This window comes from Sphaerotilus mobilis (assembly GCF_004216565.1).
GTDB lineage: Bacteria > Pseudomonadota > Gammaproteobacteria > Burkholderiales > Burkholderiaceae_C > Sphaerotilus > Sphaerotilus mobilis.
Window position 1 is genome coordinate 393,029 of sequence record NZ_SGWV01000008.1, and the last position, 20,458, is coordinate 413,486.

Genomic DNA, 20,458 nt, shown 5'->3' on the forward strand with positions numbered 1-20,458 from the left:
CGATTGATCACCGTCAATCGGGCAAACCGAAGCCGGGGTCGCCACGCCTAGACTCACGCCGTGTCCCTCGCCACTCCCCGCCCTCGCGCACACCCTGTCTTCCGCCAGATGGGCGGCCGGGTCACGCGGGCGATGCTGCTGGTCTGGCTGACCTGCCTGGCGCTGCTGTGGGGTGGCGCGATGGCCGGCTGGGGACAACTCGCGCTGGCGTCGCGCAGCGGGTCCGCGGACCTGCCGGCCGACTGGTGCGTCACGCCGGCGGACACGCTCAAGGGCGGTCGGCTGGCTGGCGGTGGCAGCGGCGGTGTGACCGCCACGTCCGACCCGTCCGACGCCTCCGACACGTCCACCCAGGACAGCAAGACCCTGCTGCACGCCAAGGTCCATTGCGACCTGTGCGTGGTAGCGGCCGACCTTCCCCGCCCGCCCGCCCTGCGCGTGCCGGCCCACCTGCCCGCCGAATCGGCCACCTGGCGAGGCGCGTCCGACGCGCCCCTGCTCGGTCGGCTGTCATGGCAGCAGCCCCAGTCCCGCGGACCTCCGGCACAGCCCTGATCGACGTCGCCCTGCGGCGACAAGTCCTCAGCGCGGCGTGCGCGGCCAGCCCTGGCCGGCCACGCCAGAACCCTGTCTTTCGGAGTCCCGACATGAACCCATTGCATGTCTCGTCCCGGCCCTTGCACGGCCTTGCGAGCGCATCCCTCCACGGCCAGCACGGCCAATACAGCCAATACGGCCAAGCCAACACCCGATCGGGCGGCTACGCCAGCCCGGCGCCGGAGCGCTTGCCGGCGCGCGTGTTCCTGCGCGCTGGTGAAGACGTCGACGGCTTGCGGTCCCTGACGCTGCCCCATGTGCTGCTGTCGGGTCACGCGATCAGCCGTCGCCCGATCGACGAGCCCGAAGACCTGCAACTGCTGCAACCCGGTGACCTGGTCGGGCTGGAATCCTTCCAGATGCGCGTGGGCGAACGCCGCATCCAGGCCCTGACCGACTGCGAGCTGGCGCCCTTGCGCCGCATGAGCGATGCCGAATGGCGCGAGCTGCTGCTGCACGCGCTGCTGCGCCGCGACACCCAGGCCGGCCTCGCCCATCTGCGTGTGGGCTCGGTCGGCGAGCGGGTGCGCCGGCTGCTGCTCTTGCTGACCGGCTGCAGCGGCCCCGGATCGCGGCTGACGGACGAGGAGCCCGTCGCGCTCGAATTGCCGTCGCTGGCGACGATCGCCGCCATCACTGCGTCGACCAACGAGACGGTCTGCCGCGTGGTGTCGCACTTCCGCCGCACCGGCCTGCTCGAAGACGTCGGCAACCGCAAGGTCCGCCTGATGCCTGGGCTGCTGCTGTCGGCCGGCGAACTGCCGGGCGGCGTCACCCGCAGCCGGACCCGCTGATCGGCCTTGGCGTTGCGGACGGTTGCACGTTCCTCGTGATGGCCCTCAGGCAAAACCAAAGCAAGCCCAGCGAAAATGAAAGAACGCCGACGACCGATTCGGCGCTCAACCATTTGCTCGGAGGACCACCATGGACCGTCGCACCCTCATCCAGACCGCAGGCACCACCGCCCTCGCCGCTTTCGCCACGGCGGCTGCCGCTCAGGCGGCTGATCCGCATGCCCACCACCACGGCGGCCATGCCGGCCATGGGGCACCCAATGCGGCACTGATCGCGGCGGCCAGCGCCTGTGTCAGCACGGGTCAGGCCTGCCTGGCCCATTGCCTGGTGTTGCTGGGCAATGGCGACAAGGAAATGGCGGGCTGCGCGCAATCGGTCAACCAGCTGCTGGCGGTCTGCGACGCGCTGCACAAGGTGGCGGCCCAGCAAGGCCCCATCCTCAAGGACCTGGCCCGCGTGGCGGCCAAGACCTGCGAGGCCTGCGAGAAGGAGTGCCGCAAGCACGCCAGCAAGCACGCCGAATGCAAGGCCTGCGCCGACAGCTGCGTCGACTGCGCCAAGCAGTGCAAGGCCATTGCGGCCTGAGCGCGGACCTCAGCGCCGCAGGGCGCCCGACATCGCGTCACGCACCCCGCCCAGCTGGCTCTCGCGCCAGAGGGCGATCCAGATGGCTTCGAGGTTGCGGGTGTAGCCGTCGATGTCCAGCAGCGCGCTGCCCGGCCGGGCCTCGGCCAGCTTGCGCTTGCAGGCGGCCAGTTCGGCCGGCTGCTGGCCCAGCCGGATCGCCAGCGCCTCGTAGTCGGCCACGCTGTGCGTGACCAGCTCGGGCAGACCGGCGGCGTGCAACAGGCTGCCCGCCACGCGTGAGGGGAAGGACTGGCCGCTGTAGGTCAGCACCGGCAGACCCGCCAGCAGGGCGTCCGACGCGGTGGTGTGGGCGTTGTAGGGATGCGTGTCCAGGAACAGATCGGCCTGGCGGTAGCGCGCGAGGTGGTCTTCCACCCTGGGCACCCGCTGGGCGAACACCAGCCGATCCGGTGCGATGCCGGCGGCCTGGGCGGCCGCGCGCAGGTTGTGCTGCGACGCGGCACTGCGCGACATCAGCCACAGCACGCTGCCGGGGGTGGCCGCGAGGACGCGCATCCAGGTGGCGAACATCGGCGGCGAGATCTTGTAGTCGTGGTTGAAGGAACAGAACACCACGCCAGTCTCGGGCAGGCCGCATTCGGCGCGTGTCGGTGTGCGCTCAGCGATCTCCAGGCCGGCGGCGGCCGGCAGGTAGTTGTCGGGCAGGTAGACCACCCGCTCGTCGCAATGCGTCTGGTGCTCGGGCGGGATGACGTGGCGGTCGGCCACGATCACGTCGATGTGCGGGTTGCCCAGCGTGCCTGGATAGCCCAGGAAGTTCACATGCACCGGCGCGGGCCGCTCCGAGAAGATCTCGTTGCGGGAGTCGGCCGTGTAGCCGGCCAGGTCGATGGCGATGTCGACCTCCAGCGCCCGCATCAACCGGGCGATCTGCGGCGCACTGAAGGGGCGGGCGTCGATGAAGCGGTCGAAGCTGCCCTGCATGCGCGCGCGCAGCCGGCTGCCGTCATCGGTGCCCAGTGAGATGGCGATGGTCTCGAAACGGCGCCGGTCGTGGCGCTCGAACACGCCGGCCATCAGGTGGCCAACCGGGTGCTCGCGCAGGTCCGGCGAGACATAGGCGATGCGGATGCGGTCGTGGCGGTAGCGCTCGCCGCGCCAGAGCGGTTCACGCGTCGGATAACGCTGGCGCGAGAACAGTTGGGCCGCGCGCTGGTGGTCGGCCGCGTCGTCGGTGATCGCCATCAGCGCGAGCGACTTGCAGGTGCGCTTGCCCTGGCGCAGGCCCTCGACGATCTGGCTGCGCAGCGCGTCAAAGCCGGTCCAGTCGCAGCGGTGCAGGCGTTCGTAGAGCAGCATGCCCGGGCCGTAGTCGTAGTCCGGGTTGAGCGTCAGCAGCCGCTCGAACATCGCGGTGGCTTCCTCGCTGCGCTTGAAGTCGGTCAGCAGCACGGCGCAGTTGGCCAGCGCGGTCTCGTGCTCGGGCTTGATCGCCAGCACGCGCTGGAAACGATCGAGCGCCTCGGCGTGGCGCAGCATCTCGCGCAGCAGCACGCCGGAATTGATGAGCACCTCGGTGTAGTCGGCCTGCAGCGCCAGCGCCCGGTCATAGCTGGCCAGCGCCGCATCGCGTTCACCGGCGCCCTGCAAGGCGGTGGCATGGGCAAACCACAGCGGCGCATAGCCCGGCACGAGTTGCACCCCCCGGTCCAGCAGCGCGCGCGCGGCGGGCATGTCCGGTTGCTTGAGCAGGATCACCGCCAGCGAATACAGCCCGGCCGGATCGGCCGGATGGTCGAGCAGATAGGCCTGCAGCAGCGCCTTGGCCTCATCCATCCGCCCGGCGTTCTGCAGCGTGATGCCCTGGATCAGCCGTTCGCGCGGGTCCACGCCAGCGCCGGCAACGGCTTGGGCTTCAGCCTGGGGACGTTCTTCGAGGGTGTCGGTGGCGGCCATGCGCGAGGTCTTTCCAGCGCACGACAGGTGCGCCTGATCGACACCGATGTTGTCCCGATGCCGTCACCCCGAAGCACGAAAAACGGCCGGGCCGGCGGCGCAGTTCCGGGCTTGCGTCAACCTTCCGACAACTTCAGGCTGACCCACCGTTTCAGGCTGACGCCCTGCTCCACCGCCTGGATCACCAGCCGCCGATGCTGTTCCGGCGGAATCCGGACCCGGAACTCCCCGCTGAACTGCCGTTCCGCGTAGGGCTGCGGCACGGCCTCGCCGCGCTCGCCCATCTCCGCCACGACGTCGGCCACCACCCGCCGGATGCCGGCCAGCGCCGCCTCCGGACTGGCATCCAGCCACGACAACGAGGGGAACTCCGCGCACAGACCAACATGCTCCTGATCGTCGGTGGACCAGGTCAGGCGATAGGTGTAGCGGTCAGTGTTCATGTCGGTCGTCGTTGAGCTTGTCGATGGCCTGCAGGACCTGCCGGACCTGATAGACCTTGGCCATGAGGCGGGTGCGCCAGACAGAACCTTCGCACCCGCGCAACGGGCGCGCCATCCCTCCAGAGAACGAACCGGCACGGCCTCGCCACACCACAACAGCGGACCTGGGTCGACGCTGGCGGACGTGTCGCTTGCCGGTCCGCACAAAGAAGAACGCCGCGTCGGCCCTGGCAGGTGCCAGGGGCCGGAACGCGGCGTTCGGGGCCGGGCCGGGGGCCGTTCGGTGACGGCGTGTCCGGCGGGCGGCGGGGTTCCCTTCGATCAGGATCGGGGCAGGTGCATCAGATCAGCGGCGTGTTGCGCAGCAGGTCGTCCTGGGCCGGGTCCTGCGGCAGCAGGACGGCGGCGTGCAGGTCGGTGGCCGGTGCGGTCATCGAGGCGGACGCGGCGGCGTCGGCCACGGCGGTGCTGGCGTCGCCCGTTGCCGGGGTCTGCAGCAGGGCCTCGGGCGCCTCGACCAGCACGTCTTGCAGGCTCACCGGCACGCTGGTGGTGTTGGCCGCAGCGGCGCCGCTGGTGTCGGTCTGCTTGGCGAACCAGACGTCGGCCATCTGGTGCGACTGGCCGTCCGCCGTCTGGTAGCTCGACGTCAGGCCCAGCAGGTTGCCGTTGTCCACCGTCTGGCCAGCGACCGCATGCAGGTCCATCGAGACGATGCCGAGGTCGGCCAGGCTGCGCAGCTCACCGGTGTCGGTGATGCCGTCGGCGTCGCGGTCGACCCAGACCTTCAGCTCGCCGAAGGCGGCGTCAGACTGGCTGAGCTGGCCGTCGCGGTTGCTGTCGAGGTCGGCCATGGCGGCATAACCGGTGCCGGCGCGCTGGCCGTTGGCCAGTTGGGTGCCGGCGCCGAACAGCTCGCGGCCGTCGTTGATCTGGCCGTCGGCGTTGAGGTCACGCACCAGCAGGCCGTCGTTGCCGCCGACCCAGCCGGTCCGCTCGACCGAGCCGCTGGCGTCGACGTCGAAGGTCACGCCCTGGGCGGCCGAGACCGTCTGGATGCCGTTGCCGTCCAGATCCAGCACGATCGGGGTGGCCGCGATCATGGCGTCGATCTGGGCATTGCTCAGCACCGCCACGTCGGTGGTCTCGAAGGCGGCGATCTGGGCCGTCGTCATCGCGGCGATGTCGGCGGTCTGCAGCGCCACAACCTGTTCGGTCGTCAGCGCCACGACCGCATCGGTCGTCAGCTGGCTGATCTGCGTGGTCGTGAAGGCCACGATCTGAGCGGTCGTCAGCGCCTGGATCTGGTCGGTGCTGAAGGCGGCCACCAGGCTGGTGTTGAGCGCGCCGAAGTCGGCCGTCGTGATGGCGGCGATGTCACCGGTCTCCAGAGCCTGGAACTGCGTCGTCGACAGCGCGTTGAACTGCGCGGTCGTCAGCGCCACCATGTCGTCGGTGCTCAGCGCGACCAGCTGATCGGTCGTCAGCAGGCTGACCTGGGTGGTCGACAGGCCGGCGATCTGTGCGGTCGTCAGGGCGTCGATCGTGTCGGTGGTCAGCGCCTGCAGCTGGGTGCTGCTCAGGGCGTTGAGCTGGTTGCTGGTCAGCGCCGCCGCCTGTTCGGTCGTCAGGACCGCCAGTGCATCGGTGCCCAATCCGGCCAAGGCGCCGGTCTTGAGGGCGGCCAGGTCGGCCGCTTCAAGGGCCTGGACCTGTTCGGTCGTCAGCGCGCCGAGGGCGGTCGAACCCAGCGAAGCGGCCTGCACCGTCGTCAGCGCGGCGATGTCGTCGGTGGCGATGGCGGCGATCTGGTCGGTGCCCAGCGCAGCCAGCTCCGCCGTGGTCAGGGCCGCCGTCTGGGCGGTCGTCAGCGCGCTGATCTGGTCGCTGGTGAGCGCGCCGATCTGGGTGCTGGTGAAGGCGCGGATCTCGTTGGTGGTCAGCGCGGCGATGTCGTCGGTGGCGATGGCCGCGACCTGGTCGCTGGTCAGTGCCGCCACCTGGGCGGTCGTCAGCGCCGCGATCTGGGCGGTCGTCAGGGCGCCGATGCCGTCGGTGCTCAGGCCTTGCAGCGCAGCGGTCTTGATGGCCGCGAGGTCAGCGGTCTCCAGCGCCTGGACCTGATCGGTCGTCAGCGCCGCCACCTGTGCAGAGCTGAGCGCCGCGGCTTGCGCGCTGGTCAGCGCGGCCACCTGGGCGGTGCCCAGCGCGGCCACCTGGTCGCTGCCGAGGGCGGCCACCTGGGTGGTGCTCAGGCCACCGATCTGGCTGGTCGTCAGGGCGCCGATCTGGTCGCTGGACAGGGCGCCAAGCTGGCTGCTGCCCAGGCTGCGGATCTGAGCGGTGCCGAGCGCGGCGATGTCGTCGGTGGCGATGGCGGCGACCTGGGCGGTCGTCAGCGCGGCCACCTGGGCGGCGGTCAGCGCAGCGGCCTGGGCGGTCGTCAGGGCTTCCACGCCGTCGGTGGTCAGGCCCTGCAGCGCGGCGGTCTTGATGGCGGCGAGGTCTGCGGTCTCCAGCGCCTGGACCTGGTCGGTCGTCAGTGCCCCCACCTGCGTGGAGGTCAGCGCGGCGGCCTGCAGCACGCTCAGGGCGGCGATGGCACCGGTCGACAGCGCGGCGATCTGGTCGCTGCCGAGCGACACGACCTGGGTGGTCGTCAGGCCAGCGACCTGGGCGGTCGTCAGCACGGCGACCTGATCGCTGGACAAGGCGCCCAGCTGGGCGGTGGTCAGGCTGCGGACCTGCGCACTCGACAGGGCGGCGAGGTCGTCGGTGGCGATCGCGCCGATCTGGGCGGTCGTCAGCGCGGCCACCTGGACCGATGTCAGCGCCGCCGCCTGTGCGGTGGTCAGGGCCTCGACGCCTTCGGTGCTCAGGCCTTGCAGCGCGGTGGTCTTGATGGCGACGAGATCAGCGGTCTCCAGCGCCTGGACCTGGTCGGTCGTCAGCGCGCCGACCTGGGTCGAACTCAGGCCAGCGGCCTGCAGCGCCGTCAGCGCGGCGATGTTGCCGGTCGACAGGGCCGCGATCTGGTCGCTGCCGAGCGACGCCAGCTGGGCCGTGCTCAGGCCGGGGATCTGGGCGGTGGTCAGCGCGGCGATCTGGTCGGTCGACAAGGCGCCGAGCTGGGCGGTGGTCAGGGCACGGATCTGTGCCGAACCCATCGCGGCCAGGTCATCGGTGGCGATGGCCGCGACCTGGCTGGTCGTCAGCGCCGCCACCTGGGCGGTGGCCAGCGCGGCGACCTGGGCGGTGCTCAGCGCGTCGATGCCTTCGGTGCCGAGGGCCTGCAGGGAAGCGGTCCGTATGGCCCGCAGGTCAGCGGTTTCCAGCGCCTGGACCTGGTCGGTCGTCAGCGCCGCCACCTGGGTGGAGGTCAGCGCGGCGGCCTGGGCGCTGCTTAGGGCGGCCACGTTGGCGGTCGACAGCGCAGCGATCTGGTCGCTCGCAAGCTGGGCGATCTGGGTCGTGCTCAGGCCGGTCACCTGGGTCGTCGCCAGTGCGGCGATCTGGTCGGTCGACAAGGCACCGAGCTGGGCGCTGGTCAGGCCGCGCACCTGGGCCGAACCCAGCGCGGCGAGGTCGTCGGTGGCGATGGCGGCGACCTGGCTGGTCGTCAGCGCCGCGATCTGGCTGGAGCTGAGGGCGGCGGCCTGGGCGGTGGTCAGCGCATCGATGGCCTCGGTGCCCAGCGCCTGCAGGGCGGCGGTCTTGATGGCGCGCAGGTCGGCGGTCTCGAGGGCCTGGACCTGGTCGGTCGTCAACGCGGCAACCTGGGCCGAGCTGAGCGCGGCGGTCTGGAGCGTGGTCAGCGCGGCCACATCGTCGGTGTCGAGCGCGGCGACCTGCTCGGTCGTCAGCGCGGCAACCTGGGTCGTCTTCAGCGCGGCGATCTGGGCCGAGTCGAGGGCGGCCACGACGTCGGTGGCCAGCGCTTGCAGCGCGGCGGTGCGGATGGCCGCCAGATCAGCGGTCTCGAAGGACTGGATCTGGTCGCTGGTCAGTGCGGCCAGCTGGGTCGAGGTCAGCGCACCGGCCTGCAAGGAGGTCAGCGCGGCGATGCTGTCGGTCGACAGCGCGGCGATCTGGTCACTGCCAAAGGCGGCCACCTGGGCGGTGGTCAGCGCGGCGACCTGGCCGGTGGTCAAGGCGCCGATCTGGTCGCTGCCCAGCGCGGCGAGCTGGGTGCTGCCCAGCGCACGGACCTGGGCCGAGGTCATCGCGGCCAGGTCGTCGGTGGCGATCGCGGCGATCTGCGCGGTGGTCAGCGCAGCCACCTGGGCCGAGGTCAGCGCGGCCATTTGGGCCGTGCCGAGCGCCCCGATGGCATCGGTGCCGAGCGACTGCAGCACGCTGGTACGGATGGCACGCAGGTCGGCGGTCTCCAGCGCCTGGACCTGGTCGGTCGTCAGGGCGGCCACCTGGTCAGACGTGAGCGCGGCGGCCTGGGCGGAGGTCAGCGCGGCGATGTTGTCGGTCGTCAGCGCCTGCACCTGATCGCTGGCCAAGGCGGCGATCTGCAGGGTGTTCAGACCCGGGATCTGGGCGGTGGTCAGGGCGGCGATCTGGTCGCTCGACAGCGCCGCGAGCTGGGCCGTGCCGAGGGCGCGGATCTGCGCGGTGCCCATGGCGGCGAGGTCATCGGTGGCGATGGCGGCCACCTGCTCGGTCGTCAGGGCCGCCACCTGGGCGGAGCTGAGCGCGGCGATCTGGGCGGTGCTCAGGGCTTCGATCGCGTCGGTGCCCAGCGCTTGCAGCGAGGCCGTGCGGATGGCGCGCAGGTCGGCCGTCTCCAGCGCCTGGACCTGGGTGGTCGACAGCGCGGCGACCTGGTCGGAGCCGAGCGCAGCGGCCTGCGTGGAGGTCAGCGCGGCGACGTTGTCGGTCGTCAGCGCCGCGATCTGGTCACTCGACAACGCGACGATCTGGCGCGTCGTCAGGCCGGCCAGCTGGCCGCTGGTCAGCGCCTCGATCTGGCTGGTGCCGAGCGCGGCGATCTGGTCGGTGGTCAGCGCACGGATCTGCGCGGTGCCCATGGCGGCGAGGTCGTCGGTGGCGATGGCGGCCACTTGCGTGGTGGTCAGAGCAGCGACCTGGGCGGACGTCAGCGCCGCAACCTGGTCGGAGCTCAGGGCGTCGATGCCTTCTGTGCCAAGGGCCTGCAGCACCGACGTGCGGATGGCCCGCAGGTCGGCGGTCTCGATGGCCTGGATTTGATCGGTCGACAGCGCGGCGATCTGGGTCGAGGTCAGGGCGGCGGCCTGGGCCGAGGACAAGGCCGCGATGTGATCGGTGCCAAGCGCGGCGATCTGGTCGCTGCCCAGTGCGGCGATCTGGCTGGTGTTGAGGCCGGCCATTTGGCCGGTCGTCAGGGCGCCGATCTGTTCGGTCGACAGGGCACCGAGCAACGTCGTGCCAAGGGCGCGGATCTGGGCGGTGCCGAGCACGGCGAGGTCATCGGTGGCGATGGCCGCGACCTGGGCGGTCGTCAGCGCGGCCACCTGGGCGGAGGTCAGCGCGGCGGCCTGGGCCGTGTCGAGGGCCTGGATGGCGTCGCTGCCGAGCGCCTGCAAGGCGACGGTGCGCAGGGCCCGCAGATCGGCCGTCTCGAGGGCGACGATCTGGTCGGTCGTCAGCGCGGCGGCCTGGGCCGAGCCGAGGGCGGCCACCTGGGCGGACGTCAGGGCGGCGATGTTGTCGGTGGCCAGCGCGGCAATCTGGGCGGTGTCGAGCGCGGCGATCTGGCCGGTCGTCATGCCGGCGACCTGGCTGGACGTGAGCGCGCCGATCTGGTCGGTCGACAGGGCGCCGAGCTGGCCGGTGGTCAGGGCGCGGATCTGGGTCGAGGTCATTGCCGCCAGGTCATCGGTGGCGATGGCGCCGACCTGGGTGCTGGACAAGGCGGCCACTTGCGCGCTGCTCATCGCAGCGATTTGGGCCGTCGTCAGCGCGTCGATCGCGTCGGTGCCGAGGGCTGCCAGCGAGGCGGTGCGGATGGCGCGCAGGTCCGCCGTCTCCAAGGCCTGGACCTGGTCGGTGGTCAGCGCGCCAACCTGGCTGGAGCTGAGCGCTGCCGCCTGCTGCGAGCTGAGCGCGGCGATGTTGTCGGTGCCGATCGCGGCAACCTGGGCGGTCGTCAACGCCGCCACCTGGGCGGTCGAGAAGGCGCCAACCTGGGCGGTGCCGAGCACGGCGATGGCGTCGGTGCTCAGGGACTGCAGCGCGGCGGTGCGGATGGCGCGCAGGTCAGCCGTTTCGAGCTGCTGGACCTGGTCGCTGGTCAGCGCGGCGACCTGGTCGCTGCTGAGGGCGGCGGCCTGGGCCGAGGTCAGCGCGCCGATGTTGTCGGTCAGCAAGGCCTGGATCTGGCTGGTGCCGAGCGCGGCGATCTGGAGGGTGTTCAGGCCGGCCAGCTGGGCGCTGGTCATCGCGGCGATCTGGTCGGTGCCGAGCGCGGCGATCTGGGCGGTGGTCAGCGAACGCATCTGCGCGCTGGTCATCGCGGCGATGTCGTCGGTGGCGATGGCGGCCACCTGGGCGGTCGTCAGGGCGGCGACCTGGGCGCTGTTGAGCGCGGCGATCTGGGCGGTGGTCAGGGCGTCGATGCCCTCGGTCGTCATGGCCTGCAGCGCAGCCGAGCGGATGGCGCGCAGGTCGGCGGTCTCCAGCGCCTGGACCTGGTCGGTCGTCAGCGCCGCCACCTGGGCCGAGGTCAGCGCCGCCGCTTGTGCGGAGGTCAGCGCGGCGATGTTGTCGGTCAGCAGGGCCTGCAGCTGGTCGGTTCCCAGCAAGGCCAGCGAGCGGGTCGTCAAGCCAGCGGCCTGGGTGCTGGTCAGGGCGGCCAGCTGGTCGGTGGTCAGGGCGGCGATCTGGCTGGTCGTCAGCGCATTGAGCTGGGCGCTGCCCATGGCGGCAAAGGCTTCGGTGCCGAGCGACTGGATCTGGCCGGTCGTCAGCGCCGCCACCTGGGCATTGGACAGGCCGGCGGCCTGGGTCGAGCTGAGGGCGGCGACGCCGTCGGTGCTGAGCGCCTGGATGGCGGTCGAGCTCATGCCACGCAGGTCGGTCGACTCCATCGCGGCGATCTGGTCGGTGCTGAGCGCACCCACCTGGGTCGAGTTCAGGGCGGCGACCTGGCGGCTGTTGAGCGCCACGATCTGGTCGGTCGTCAAGGCGGCGATCTGGGCGCTGCCCAGCGCGGCAACCTGAAGCGAGGTCATGCCCGCCACCTGCACGGTGCCGAGCGCGGACACGCCGTCGGTGCTCAGGGCCTGGACCTGGGTGGTGCTCAGGCCGGCGACCTGGGCGCTGGTCAGCGCGGCGGCCTGGTCGGTCGTCAGCGCGCCGATGGCGTCGGTGTCCAGGTTGCGGACCGCTGCGGTGCGCATGGCCTGCAGGCCTTCGGTGGTCAGGGCCTGGACCTGGGCGCTGCCGAGTGCCGCCGCCTGGGCGGTGGTCAGCGCAGCGGCCTGGTGAGTGCCCAGCGCGGCGATGTCATCGGTGGCGATGGCGGCCACCTGGGTGGTCGTCAGAGCTGCCACCTGGGCGCTGGTCAGGGCTGCGGCCTGTTCGGTCGTCAGCGCATCGACGCCGGCGGTCTGCAGGCCGCGCAGGGCGACGGTCCGGATGGCCTGCAGATCGGCCGTCTCGACCGCCTGGACCTGTGCGGTCGTCAGGGCGGCCACCTGGTCGCTGTTGAGCGCGGCCGCCTGGGCGGTGGTCAGCGCGGCGATGTCATCGGTCTCGACCGCGGCGATCTGGCTGGTCGTCAATGCAGCGACCTGGCGGGTCGCGAGCTGCCCGACCTGCTCGGTCGTCAGCGCCACGATCTGGTCGGTCGACAGGGACCGCAGCTGGTTGGTCGTGATCGCCTGGACCTGCGAGGTCGTCAGGGCGGCGATGTCGTCGGTGGCGATGGCGGCGATCTGGGTCGTCGTCAGGCTGGCGACCTGGCCGGAGGTCATCGAGGCGACCTGGTCGGTCGTCAGCGCCTCGATCGCGGCGGTGGCCAGCCCGCGCAGCGCCGTGGTGCGCACGGCGGCGAGGTCTTCCGTCTCGATGGCCTGGATTTGTTCGGTGCCCAAAGCGCCGAGCTGGGTCGACGTCAGCACCGCCGCCTGCGCGGTGGTCAGCGCGGCGATGTCGTCGGTGGCGATCGCGCCAACCTGGGTGGTCGACAGCGCGGCGATCTGCTGCGTGCGCAGGCTGGCAACTTGATCGGTCGTCAGCTCAACGATCTGGTCGGTGGCCAAGGCGCCCAGCTGGGTCGTCGTGATGGCCTGCACCTGCGAGGTCGTCAGCGCGGCGATGTCGTCGGTGGCGATGGCGGCGATCTGGGAGGTCGTCAGCGCGCCGACCTGGCGGGTGGTCAGCGCGGCGACCTGGTCGGTCGTCAGCGCGACGATCGCGTCGGTGCCCAGCGAACGCAGCGCGGTCGTGTTGAGGGCCGCGAGGTCTTCCGTCTCGATGGCCTGGACTTGGTCGGTGCTCAGCGCCGCCAGCTGTGCGCCGGTCAACGCGGCGGCCTGTGCGGTGGTGAAGGCGGCGATCGAGGCGGTGCCCAGGGCCCCGATCTGCGTGCTGGTCAACGAGGCGATCTGGCTGGTCGAGAAGCCCGCGATCTGCTCGGTCGTGAAGGCGGCGATCTGGTCGGTCGTCAGCGCCTGCATCTGACGGGTGTTGAGCCCGCGCAGGTCGGCGGTCTCCATCGCGGCAAGGGCCTCGGTGGTGATCGCGGCCAGATCGGCCGTCTCGATCGCAGCCACCTGGCTCGAACTCAGCGCCGTGATCTGGTCGCTGGTGAACGCGGCCCAGTCCTCGGTCGTCAGGGCGGCGATCGAGCGGGTCGACAGGCCGGCGACCTGGGAGGTGGTAAGGGACGGGACGATGGTGGCCATGGACGTTTCCTGCGTTGACGGGGCGATGAGCGGGCGTTGTGCGGATTGCCGACGGACCGGGAATCTGCTTGCTCGTCGGGATATCGCCTACGGTGCCGGAAACTTGAGGGTGACCATCGAAGGAAATGGCTAGCAGGTTCCGGACACTTTTGCTCTGCAACCCGATCCCGCAGCTGGGGGCCATCGATGGTGTGAGATCGGTCACGAACCGGCGCACACGCGCTCGGTGGACGTGCAGATCTGCCAGAACGAGATGGGCGGCAAGCGTCGGCCTGTTCCCGTCCTTGCCACGACCGCGGCGGCGTAGGCTGGCGGGCAAGCGTCGGCATCCGGTCCGGCGCCCACGCAGCCCGCCCTGCCCGCCATGTCATGACGTCCTCGCCGTCCTTGCCCTCCCCCGCCTCCCATCCAGAACCCGCGCTGCCGTGGCCGCGCTGGCTCGGCGCCGATCTGGCCGCGTCGCGTGCGCTCCTGGTCGTTGCCGGCCCGGACCTGGCCAGCAACCTCGCCGCCGCCGACGCCTTGGCGACGCTGGCCGCGCGGGGCATCCGCGTGCTGCTGCGCCTGCCGGCGACGCAGGCCGACTGGCTGGCACGGGTCTGGGGCGTCTGGGCGGTCTGGCCGGTCGACCGGGAAGGCCACACCGAGGACCGGCTCGACCCGGGCGACGCGCCGCCCGATCTGGTCGGCGCGGTCGACGCCTGGATCCCGCTCGGCGAGCTGCCGGCCTTGCTGGGCGCGGTCGCCGACGGGCCCTGGCCACGCCTGCACCTGGGTGCGGCCTACGTCACCAGCCTGTTCGACGAGGCCGACGCCCAAGGCCAGCCCGACCGGGCCGACACCCTCTGGATCGGCAGTTGCCTGGACAACAGCCCGCAAGGCGCACCGGCGATGGACCTGCTCGACGGCCTGGCCGAACCCCTGCGGATCTGCGCCTGGCATTGGCGCGAGCCGGTCGACAGCCTGGACGACGTGACCCGCGCCCGTCGCCTGGGCCGCTGGCCCGACCTGGCTGCAGCAGCCACCGACCGCCTGCTGCTGGCCCGCCGCATCGCCACGCTGGACCTGCTCGTGACCCACCAGCCGGAAGCGGCCACGCTGGCCTGGGCGCTCGGCAAGCCAGTCTGGTGGCTGGCGAGCGGGCCTGACGCGGACCTGCCCTCGTCGCCCCCACCGGCCCACCTCGGCGCGCCGACCGTCGTCACCGTGCAGGACCTGCCCGGCGCCCTGGCCGCGTGGGCACCGTCGCGCCGCCATGCCCTGCGCCGCCAGTCTCCGGACGACGCGCTGGCCGGCGTCGTCGAGGCCATCAACGCCTGCCAGCAGGGCGCCCTGGACGCCGCCCGCGACCATGCCCTGCAGTTGCTGATCAGCCATCCGCAGCGCCCGGACGCCTGGCGCCTGCTCGGCCTGATCGGCCAGACCACCGGCCAGCTCGCCTGGGCCGAGCGTTGCCACGCCCGCGTCACCGAGGTCGCGCCGGCCTGGCCGGACGGCTGGAAGAGCCTGGGCCTGCTGCGGGTCGAGCTGGCACGAACCGATCCCGCCATCGACGCCCTGACCCGCGCGCTGGCGCTGGCGCCTTCGGACGGTGGCGTGCGGGGGCCGCTGGCCCGCTTGCACGACGAACGTGGCCTCGCCGGCGACGCCGACCTCGCCATCACGCTCTACCGCGAAGGCCTGGGCCACCAGCCGGCCGAGACCGACTGGCAACTCGCGCTGGCGAGCTTGCTGATCGGCGTCGGCGAGCCCGAAGCCGCCCTGTCCTACCTCGATGCCTGCCTGCGCCAGCTCGATGCCAGCCACGCCGGCCATGCCCGCGCGCTGCGCCTGTCGGCCCGCGCCCACGCCGCTCGGGGCGACACCGACGCCGCAGCGGCCTGCCTGCGCCGCTGTCTTGAACGCCGACCCGGCGACGCCCAGGCGGTCGCCACGCTGGCCCGGCTGTATCGGCAAGCGGGCTTGAACAGCCGTGCGCGTGAACTCCTGCGGCTCGCCCGGCCGGTCGACACCTTGCCCGACCCATCGGCAACGACGCCAGAGGCCGATGCGCCGGCCGACCTCGCCTGGCGCGACCTCGAAGCCTGGTGGCTGCTGCGCCTGAGCGATCCCACCGTGGCACCGGACGACCGCCGCGCCACGGCCGCCGCCGCCGTGCTCGCCGTCGCGCCTCGCGCCCAAGCGCTGGACACCGCCCTGTGGTGCACCCTGGCGCCCTTGCTGGACGACGCCACCCGCGCCGCGCTGCGTCCGGCCCATCCGGCCCCAGATGCCGCAGCGCCCGAACGCCGCAGCCTCGCCAGCCGCCGCCCCCGGCTGGCCTACATCGGCTCGCCCCACGCGCTGCTGCGTCATCAGGATGGCGTGCGCAGCCTGCTGGCCCAGCACGACCGCAGCCGTTTCGACGTGCAGGTCTGGCACTGGTCGGCCCCGCAGGACGACGGCCGGGTCAGCACGCCGGCCGGTCTGGATGCCGAGGATCTGGGCGCTGGCAGCGATGCCGAACTGGCGCGACAGGTCCTGAGCCTCGAACCCGATGCCCTGGTGGACCTGGACGGCGACGGCTGTCACGCCCGACCGGGCCTGTGGCCACGCCTGCCGGCCTCGCTGCGGCTGGCGGCCTTCGACCGTTGCCAGATGCCGGACGACGCCCCGGGCGCGCCAACGCTGTCGCCCTGGCCCGTCACGCTCGCCTGCGCCGGCCCGGCCGACGCGCTGCAGGCGGCCAGTCCCTTGCGGTCGCGCTGGCGCACCCGCCTGGGCCTGCCGGGCAAGGCCCCGGTGCTGGCCTGCCTGGCGCCGCTGGAGTCCTTGTCGCGCCCCGCGCTGGACCGCCTGTTCGCGCTGCTGCAGGCCTGTCCTCCCGCCCACCTGTGGCTGGCGCCGGCCGACCCCGCGCTGCGGGCCGCCATCGTCGACCTCGCCCGCGCGGCCGGCATCGCCCCGGAGCGTCTGCACCACACAGAAGCCGGGCCACACGCCCTCGCGCTGCGGCGCGGTGCGCTGAGCGCCGTCGATCTCTACCTGCAGCTCACCCCCGACTGGCACGACCACGCCCTGCCCGATCCCCTCGCCCAGGCCCTGGCCGCCGCCGTGCCGGTGCTCGCTCTGGCCGGCACGGCCGATCCGTCCGGCCGCGTGCGTGCGCTGTTGAAAGCCGCCGACGCGGTCGACGCGTGTCACGACGACATCGACGCCTGGCAACAGGCCGCCCTCGCCGCCCTGCGCCAGCCGCGCGCGCTGCTCGCCCAGCGCCAACAAGGCATCAGCCGCCACGCCGGTGCCCCGCTGTTCCAGCCCGCCCTGCTCGCCGGCCGCCTGCAGGATGCGCTGCTGCCACCGCCCCCGATGGCCCGCCCGGCCGGCGCAGTCCGTGAACAAACCGGCACCCGCGCCTCGCCTCGTCGACAGACTTTGGAGGCCCCCGCTTGATCACTTGCGTTTTTTCCCCCTAGAATCGCGGTCTTTCGCCGAAGCCGGCATAGCTCAGTTGGTAGAGCAGCGCATTCGTAATGCGAAGGTCGGGGGTTCGACTCCTCTTGCCGGCACCACCCTTCAAGGGCGGACAGGTTGAAAAAAGCAAAAACGCGAAAGCGCAAAAAAGCTGAGAAGCCGCCCACCGAGGCGGCTTTTTTGCGTCCTGAGACAACCCGCCGCGTGCGTCGGCGCTGGTCGGATCAGCGGGTCCCGCGAGCGGTCAAGGTGGGACAGCCTCGTTGTATATTTCCGCATACAACGAATTCCTGAGACGTGTGAACATGCCGCTCCGACACCTCTACCCACTGGCTGCGGCGCTGCTCCTGACGCCTTGTGCGTTTGCTGCAGACCTCACCGTCTCGGCTGCCGCCAGCCTGACGAACGCGTTCAAGGATATTGCACCGTTGTATGAGTCGGCATATCCCGGTGCCAAGGTGCAGCTGAACTTTGGTGCGTCGGGGGCCTTGTTGCAGCAGATTGCCAAGGGGGCGCCGGTCGACGTCTTCATCAGTGCCGACCAGGAGACGATGGACCGGGCGCAGGCCCAGGGCTTGTTGAAGGCCGGCAGCCGGCGTGATGTGGTGTCCAACACGCTGGTGGTGATCGTGCCGGGCAGCAGCGCCACGATGCCCAAGACCATCGCCGACCTGACCCAGCCAGCCTACGGCCGCATCGCCATCGGACTGCCCGCCAGCGTGCCGGTCGGGCGTTACACCCAGGGCGTGCTGGAGGCCGCCAAGCTCTGGGGGGCGATCGCGCCCAAGATGATCGGAGCCAGTTCGGTGCGCCAGGCGCTGGACTACGTCGCGCGTGCCGAGGTCGATGCCGGCTTCGTCTACGCCACCGATGCGGCGCTGATGCCCGACCGGGTCAAGATCGCCCTCACGGTGCCGACCGCCCAAGCCATCGTCTACCCCGTGGCGGCACTCGCGGCGGCGCCGAACCCGGTGGACGGGGCCCGCTTCATCGACTTCCTGCGCACCCCACCGGCGCAAACGGTGCTGGCCCGCTACGGCTTTGGCAAGCCCTGATGGACAGCGCCTGGATCGCTCTGCAGCTCACGCTCAAGGTGGCGGGCTGGGCGACCTTCATCAACCTGTTCCTGGGCGTCGCCACCGGCTACGCGATGGCGCGCTGGCGCTGGGCCGGACGCGACCTGCTGGACGCCGCGTTGACCCTGCCGATGGTCATGCCGCCGACCGTGCTGGGCTACTACCTGCTGGTGGTCATCGGCACCCAGGGCACGCTCGGGCAATGGTTGCTGTCGACCTTCGGCATCCGCCTGATCTTCACCTGGCAGGCCGCCGTGATCGCCGCGACGATCGTCGCCTTCCCGCTGGTCTTCAAGGCCGCCCGGGCGGCCTTCGAGAACGTCGAGCCGCAACTGGAAGACGCCGCCCGCTCGCTCGGGCTGAGCGAGTCGGCCGTCTTCTTCCGGGTGTCCTTGCCGCTGGCCTGGCGCGGCATCCTGGCCGGGCTGCTGCTGTCCTTTGCTCGGGCGCTGGGCGAGTTCGGCGCCACGCTGATGGTGGCCGGCAGCATCGCCGGCAAGACGCAGACCCTGTCGATCGCGGTCTACGAGGCGGTCCAGGCCGGACAGGACGACACCGCCCACTTCCTGGTCGCCATCACCTCGCTGACCTGCATCGCCGTGTTGCTGAGCGCCGGCCGGCTGGTGCCGGGGCGCGTGATGGTGCGGTCATGAGCTGGGACATCTCGCTGCGCAAGCAGCTGCGCCACGGCCCGGAGCGCTTCGAGCTCGACATGCACATCCGCAGCGATGCCGGCCGCATCGTGCTGTTCGGCCCGTCCGGCTCCGGCAAGACGCAGACGCTGCGCCTGATCGCGGGCATCGGACGGCCGGACGCCGGGCGTGTCGTCGTCGCCGAGCAGGTCCTGGCCGACAGCGCCAGCGGCACCTGGCTGACACCGCAGCAGCGCGGCCTGGGCTGCGTGTTCCAGGACCATGCCCTGTTCCCGCACCTGAGCGTGCGCCAGAACATCGCCTTCGCCCGGCGCAGCGGCTGGTTCAACCCGCCGCGACGCATCGCCGACCCGGTGGTCGACCGCTGGCTGCGCGACTTCCATCTGCAGGCCATCGCCGACCACCTGCCGCACCAGATCTCCGGCGGCCAGCGCCAGCGTGCGGCGCTCGCCCGCGCGCTGGTGCACGAGCCGCGCGCGCTGCTGCTCGACGAGCCCTTTGCCGCGCTCGACCGCTCCCTGCGCCAGCAATTGCGGCGCGAACTGAAGGCCTTGCAGACGGACCTGGGCCTGCCGATGCTGCTGATCACGCACGACGACGAGGACGTCGACGATCTGGCCGAGCAGGTCGTGCACGTGCGGGCCGGCCGGGTGGTCGACGCGCCGCGAGGGGCAACGACGCCATGACGATGCCGCGCCGCCGCCCAGCCACGCCCGCGCTGGGCCTGAAGGGCTCGCTCACGCTGGCCATGGGCGATCAGGACCTGGCCGGCGCGGTCCGCATGGGCCTGTTGCAGGCGGTCGCCGAACAGGGCTCGATCACACAGGCCGCCAAGGCCTACGGCATGAGCTACAAGGCCGCCTGGGACGCGATCGACGCGATGAACACGCTCTCCGGCACGCCGCTGGTCGAACGTGTGACCGGCGGCCGTGGTGGTGGCCGCACCCGCCTGACCGACCACGGCCAGCGCCTGCTCGAACGCTACGGCCAGATCCAGGCGGTGCACCAGCGCTTCCTGGACCTGCTGGACCTTCGGGCACTCGATCTGGCGCAGGACTTCTCCATCCTCCAGGCCCTCAACATGAAGACCAGCGCACGCAACCAGTGGGTCGGCAGCATCGCGGCGATCCGCGCCGGGGCCGTCAACGACGAGGTCGAGCTGGACCTGGCCGGCGGCCAGCGCCTGTCGGTCATCGTCACCCGAGAGAGCACCGAGGCGCTGGCCCTGCGCCTCAAGCAGACGGTGATCGCGCTGGTGAAGTCCTCGTCGGTGATGTTGGCGACCGGGCTGTCCAGCGGGCCGGCCCGCGTCTCGACCCGCAACCACCTTCACGGCAGCGTGCGCACCATCCGCCCCGGCGCGGTCAACGCCGAGGTGATCGTGGACGCTGGCGGACTCGCCATCGTCGCCATCGTCGACCAGCACGCCATCGCCGACCTGGGCCTGCAGCCCGGCAGCGCCGTCAGCGCACTGGTCAAGCCGTCGGACGTGATCCTCGCCACGGTCGCCTGAACGACCACGGCCCGGCACGCCCGGGCGGCGTCAGCCCTTGTTGCCCAGCATGCCCAGCAGGCCGCCGAGCGAGGACAGGTCCAGACCGCCACCGGCTTCGGGCAGTTGGCCGCCCGGCGTCAGGCCGTCGATGACCTGGGGCAGCAGGCTGGCGAGCTGGCCGCCGACCGCGTCGGGCGACAGGCCCAGCGACTGGGCGATGCCCTGCACCTGGCTGCTGCCCAGCACGGCCTGGATCTGCTCGGCCGAGATCGGCAGGTTCTGGCCGGTGCTGATCCAGGACTGGATCACCCCGCCCAGGCCCTGCTGCTCGAAGGTCGAGACCAGACCCTGGATGCCGCCTGTGGCGGGGTTGTTGAGCAGGCCGCCGATGGCCTCGATCAGACCGCCCTGTGCATCGGCGCTGGCGCCGGCGCCTTGCGTGACGGCGCCCAGCAGCTGGCCGGCGACGGAATCAAAAAGTCCCATGGTTTTCCCTCGGTTG

12 protein-coding genes and 1 tRNA gene are annotated in these 20,458 nt (G+C 71.6%); 9 read left to right on the forward strand and 4 right to left on the reverse strand.

Annotated features, from left to right (window positions below):
- The first annotated feature begins 60 nt into the window (after positions 1 to 60).
- The 3 genes from EV685_RS07150 (at position 61) to EV685_RS07160 (ending at position 1,977) form a co-directional block, all read left to right on the forward strand.
- A complete protein-coding gene (locus EV685_RS07150) occupies positions 61 to 555 on the forward strand; it encodes a DUF2946 family protein (RefSeq protein WP_130481310.1) in 495 nt (164 codons plus the stop codon).
- A gap of 92 nt (positions 556 to 647) precedes the next feature.
- Positions 648 to 1,391 carry a helix-turn-helix domain-containing protein gene (locus tag EV685_RS07155; protein WP_130481311.1) on the forward strand — a complete coding sequence of 248 codons (744 nt, stop codon included), beginning with the start codon at positions 648 to 650 and terminating at the stop codon, positions 1,389 to 1,391.
- A 130-nt stretch (positions 1,392 to 1,521) separates the two neighbouring features.
- Positions 1,522 to 1,977 (forward strand): four-helix bundle copper-binding protein, encoded by a 456-nt coding sequence (locus EV685_RS07160; RefSeq protein WP_130481312.1) that lies wholly within the window; start codon positions 1,522 to 1,524, stop codon positions 1,975 to 1,977.
- Positions 1,978 to 1,986: 9 nt separating this feature from the next.
- Here the strand turns inward: EV685_RS07160 and EV685_RS07165 are convergent, their stop codons facing one another.
- The 3 genes from EV685_RS07165 to EV685_RS07175 form a co-directional block, all read right to left on the reverse strand.
- Positions 1,987 to 3,936, reverse strand: coding sequence for an O-linked N-acetylglucosamine transferase, SPINDLY family protein (locus EV685_RS07165; protein WP_130481313.1), 1,950 nt, complete (start codon positions 3,934 to 3,936; stop codon positions 1,987 to 1,989).
- A 116-nt stretch (positions 3,937 to 4,052) separates the two neighbouring features.
- A complete protein-coding gene (locus EV685_RS07170) occupies positions 4,053 to 4,379 on the reverse strand; it encodes a type II toxin-antitoxin system HicB family antitoxin (protein ID WP_130481314.1) in 327 nt (108 codons plus the stop codon).
- 341 nt (positions 4,380 to 4,720) lie between these two features.
- Complete coding sequence (locus tag EV685_RS07175; RefSeq protein WP_130481315.1) at positions 4,721 to 13,279, reverse strand: hypothetical protein; 8,559 nt, start codon at positions 13,277 to 13,279, stop codon at positions 4,721 to 4,723.
- A gap of 369 nt (positions 13,280 to 13,648) precedes the next feature.
- On the opposite strand from EV685_RS07175, the gene EV685_RS07180 reads away from it, so the two are divergent.
- From EV685_RS07180 to EV685_RS07205, 6 genes are all read left to right on the forward strand, one after another.
- On the forward strand, positions 13,649 to 16,711 hold the full coding sequence (locus tag EV685_RS07180) for a tetratricopeptide repeat protein (RefSeq protein ID WP_165396737.1): 3,063 nt from the start codon (positions 13,649 to 13,651) through the stop codon (positions 16,709 to 16,711).
- Positions 16,712 to 16,754: 43 nt separating this feature from the next.
- Positions 16,755 to 16,830 (forward strand) — tRNA-Thr (locus EV685_RS07185).
- A gap of 207 nt (positions 16,831 to 17,037) precedes the next feature.
- The gene (modA, locus tag EV685_RS07190; protein WP_130481317.1) at positions 17,038 to 17,787 is read left to right on the forward strand and encodes a molybdate ABC transporter substrate-binding protein; all 750 of its coding nucleotides are present in this window, start codon (positions 17,038 to 17,040) and stop codon (positions 17,785 to 17,787) included.
- Positions 17,787 to 18,461, forward strand: coding sequence for a molybdate ABC transporter permease subunit (gene modB / locus EV685_RS07195; RefSeq protein ID WP_130481318.1), 675 nt, complete (start codon positions 17,787 to 17,789; stop codon positions 18,459 to 18,461). The genes modA and modB overlap by 1 nt, the downstream gene beginning before the upstream one ends.
- Positions 18,458 to 19,147: a sulfate/molybdate ABC transporter ATP-binding protein gene (locus EV685_RS07200; protein WP_130481319.1), complete on the forward strand. Its 690-nt coding sequence runs from the start codon at positions 18,458 to 18,460 to the stop codon at positions 19,145 to 19,147. Before modB ends, EV685_RS07200 begins: the two co-directional genes overlap by 4 nt.
- Positions 19,144 to 19,974: a TOBE domain-containing protein gene (locus tag EV685_RS07205; protein WP_130481320.1), complete on the forward strand. Its 831-nt coding sequence runs from the start codon at positions 19,144 to 19,146 to the stop codon at positions 19,972 to 19,974. Before EV685_RS07200 ends, EV685_RS07205 begins: the two co-directional genes overlap by 4 nt.
- Positions 19,975 to 20,004: 30 nt before the next feature.
- Here EV685_RS07205 and EV685_RS07210 read toward each other — a convergent pair whose 3' ends face one another.
- Positions 20,005 to 20,442, reverse strand: coding sequence for a YidB family protein (locus EV685_RS07210; RefSeq protein ID WP_130481321.1), 438 nt, complete (start codon positions 20,440 to 20,442; stop codon positions 20,005 to 20,007).
- Positions 20,443 to 20,458: the final 16 nt, after the last annotated feature.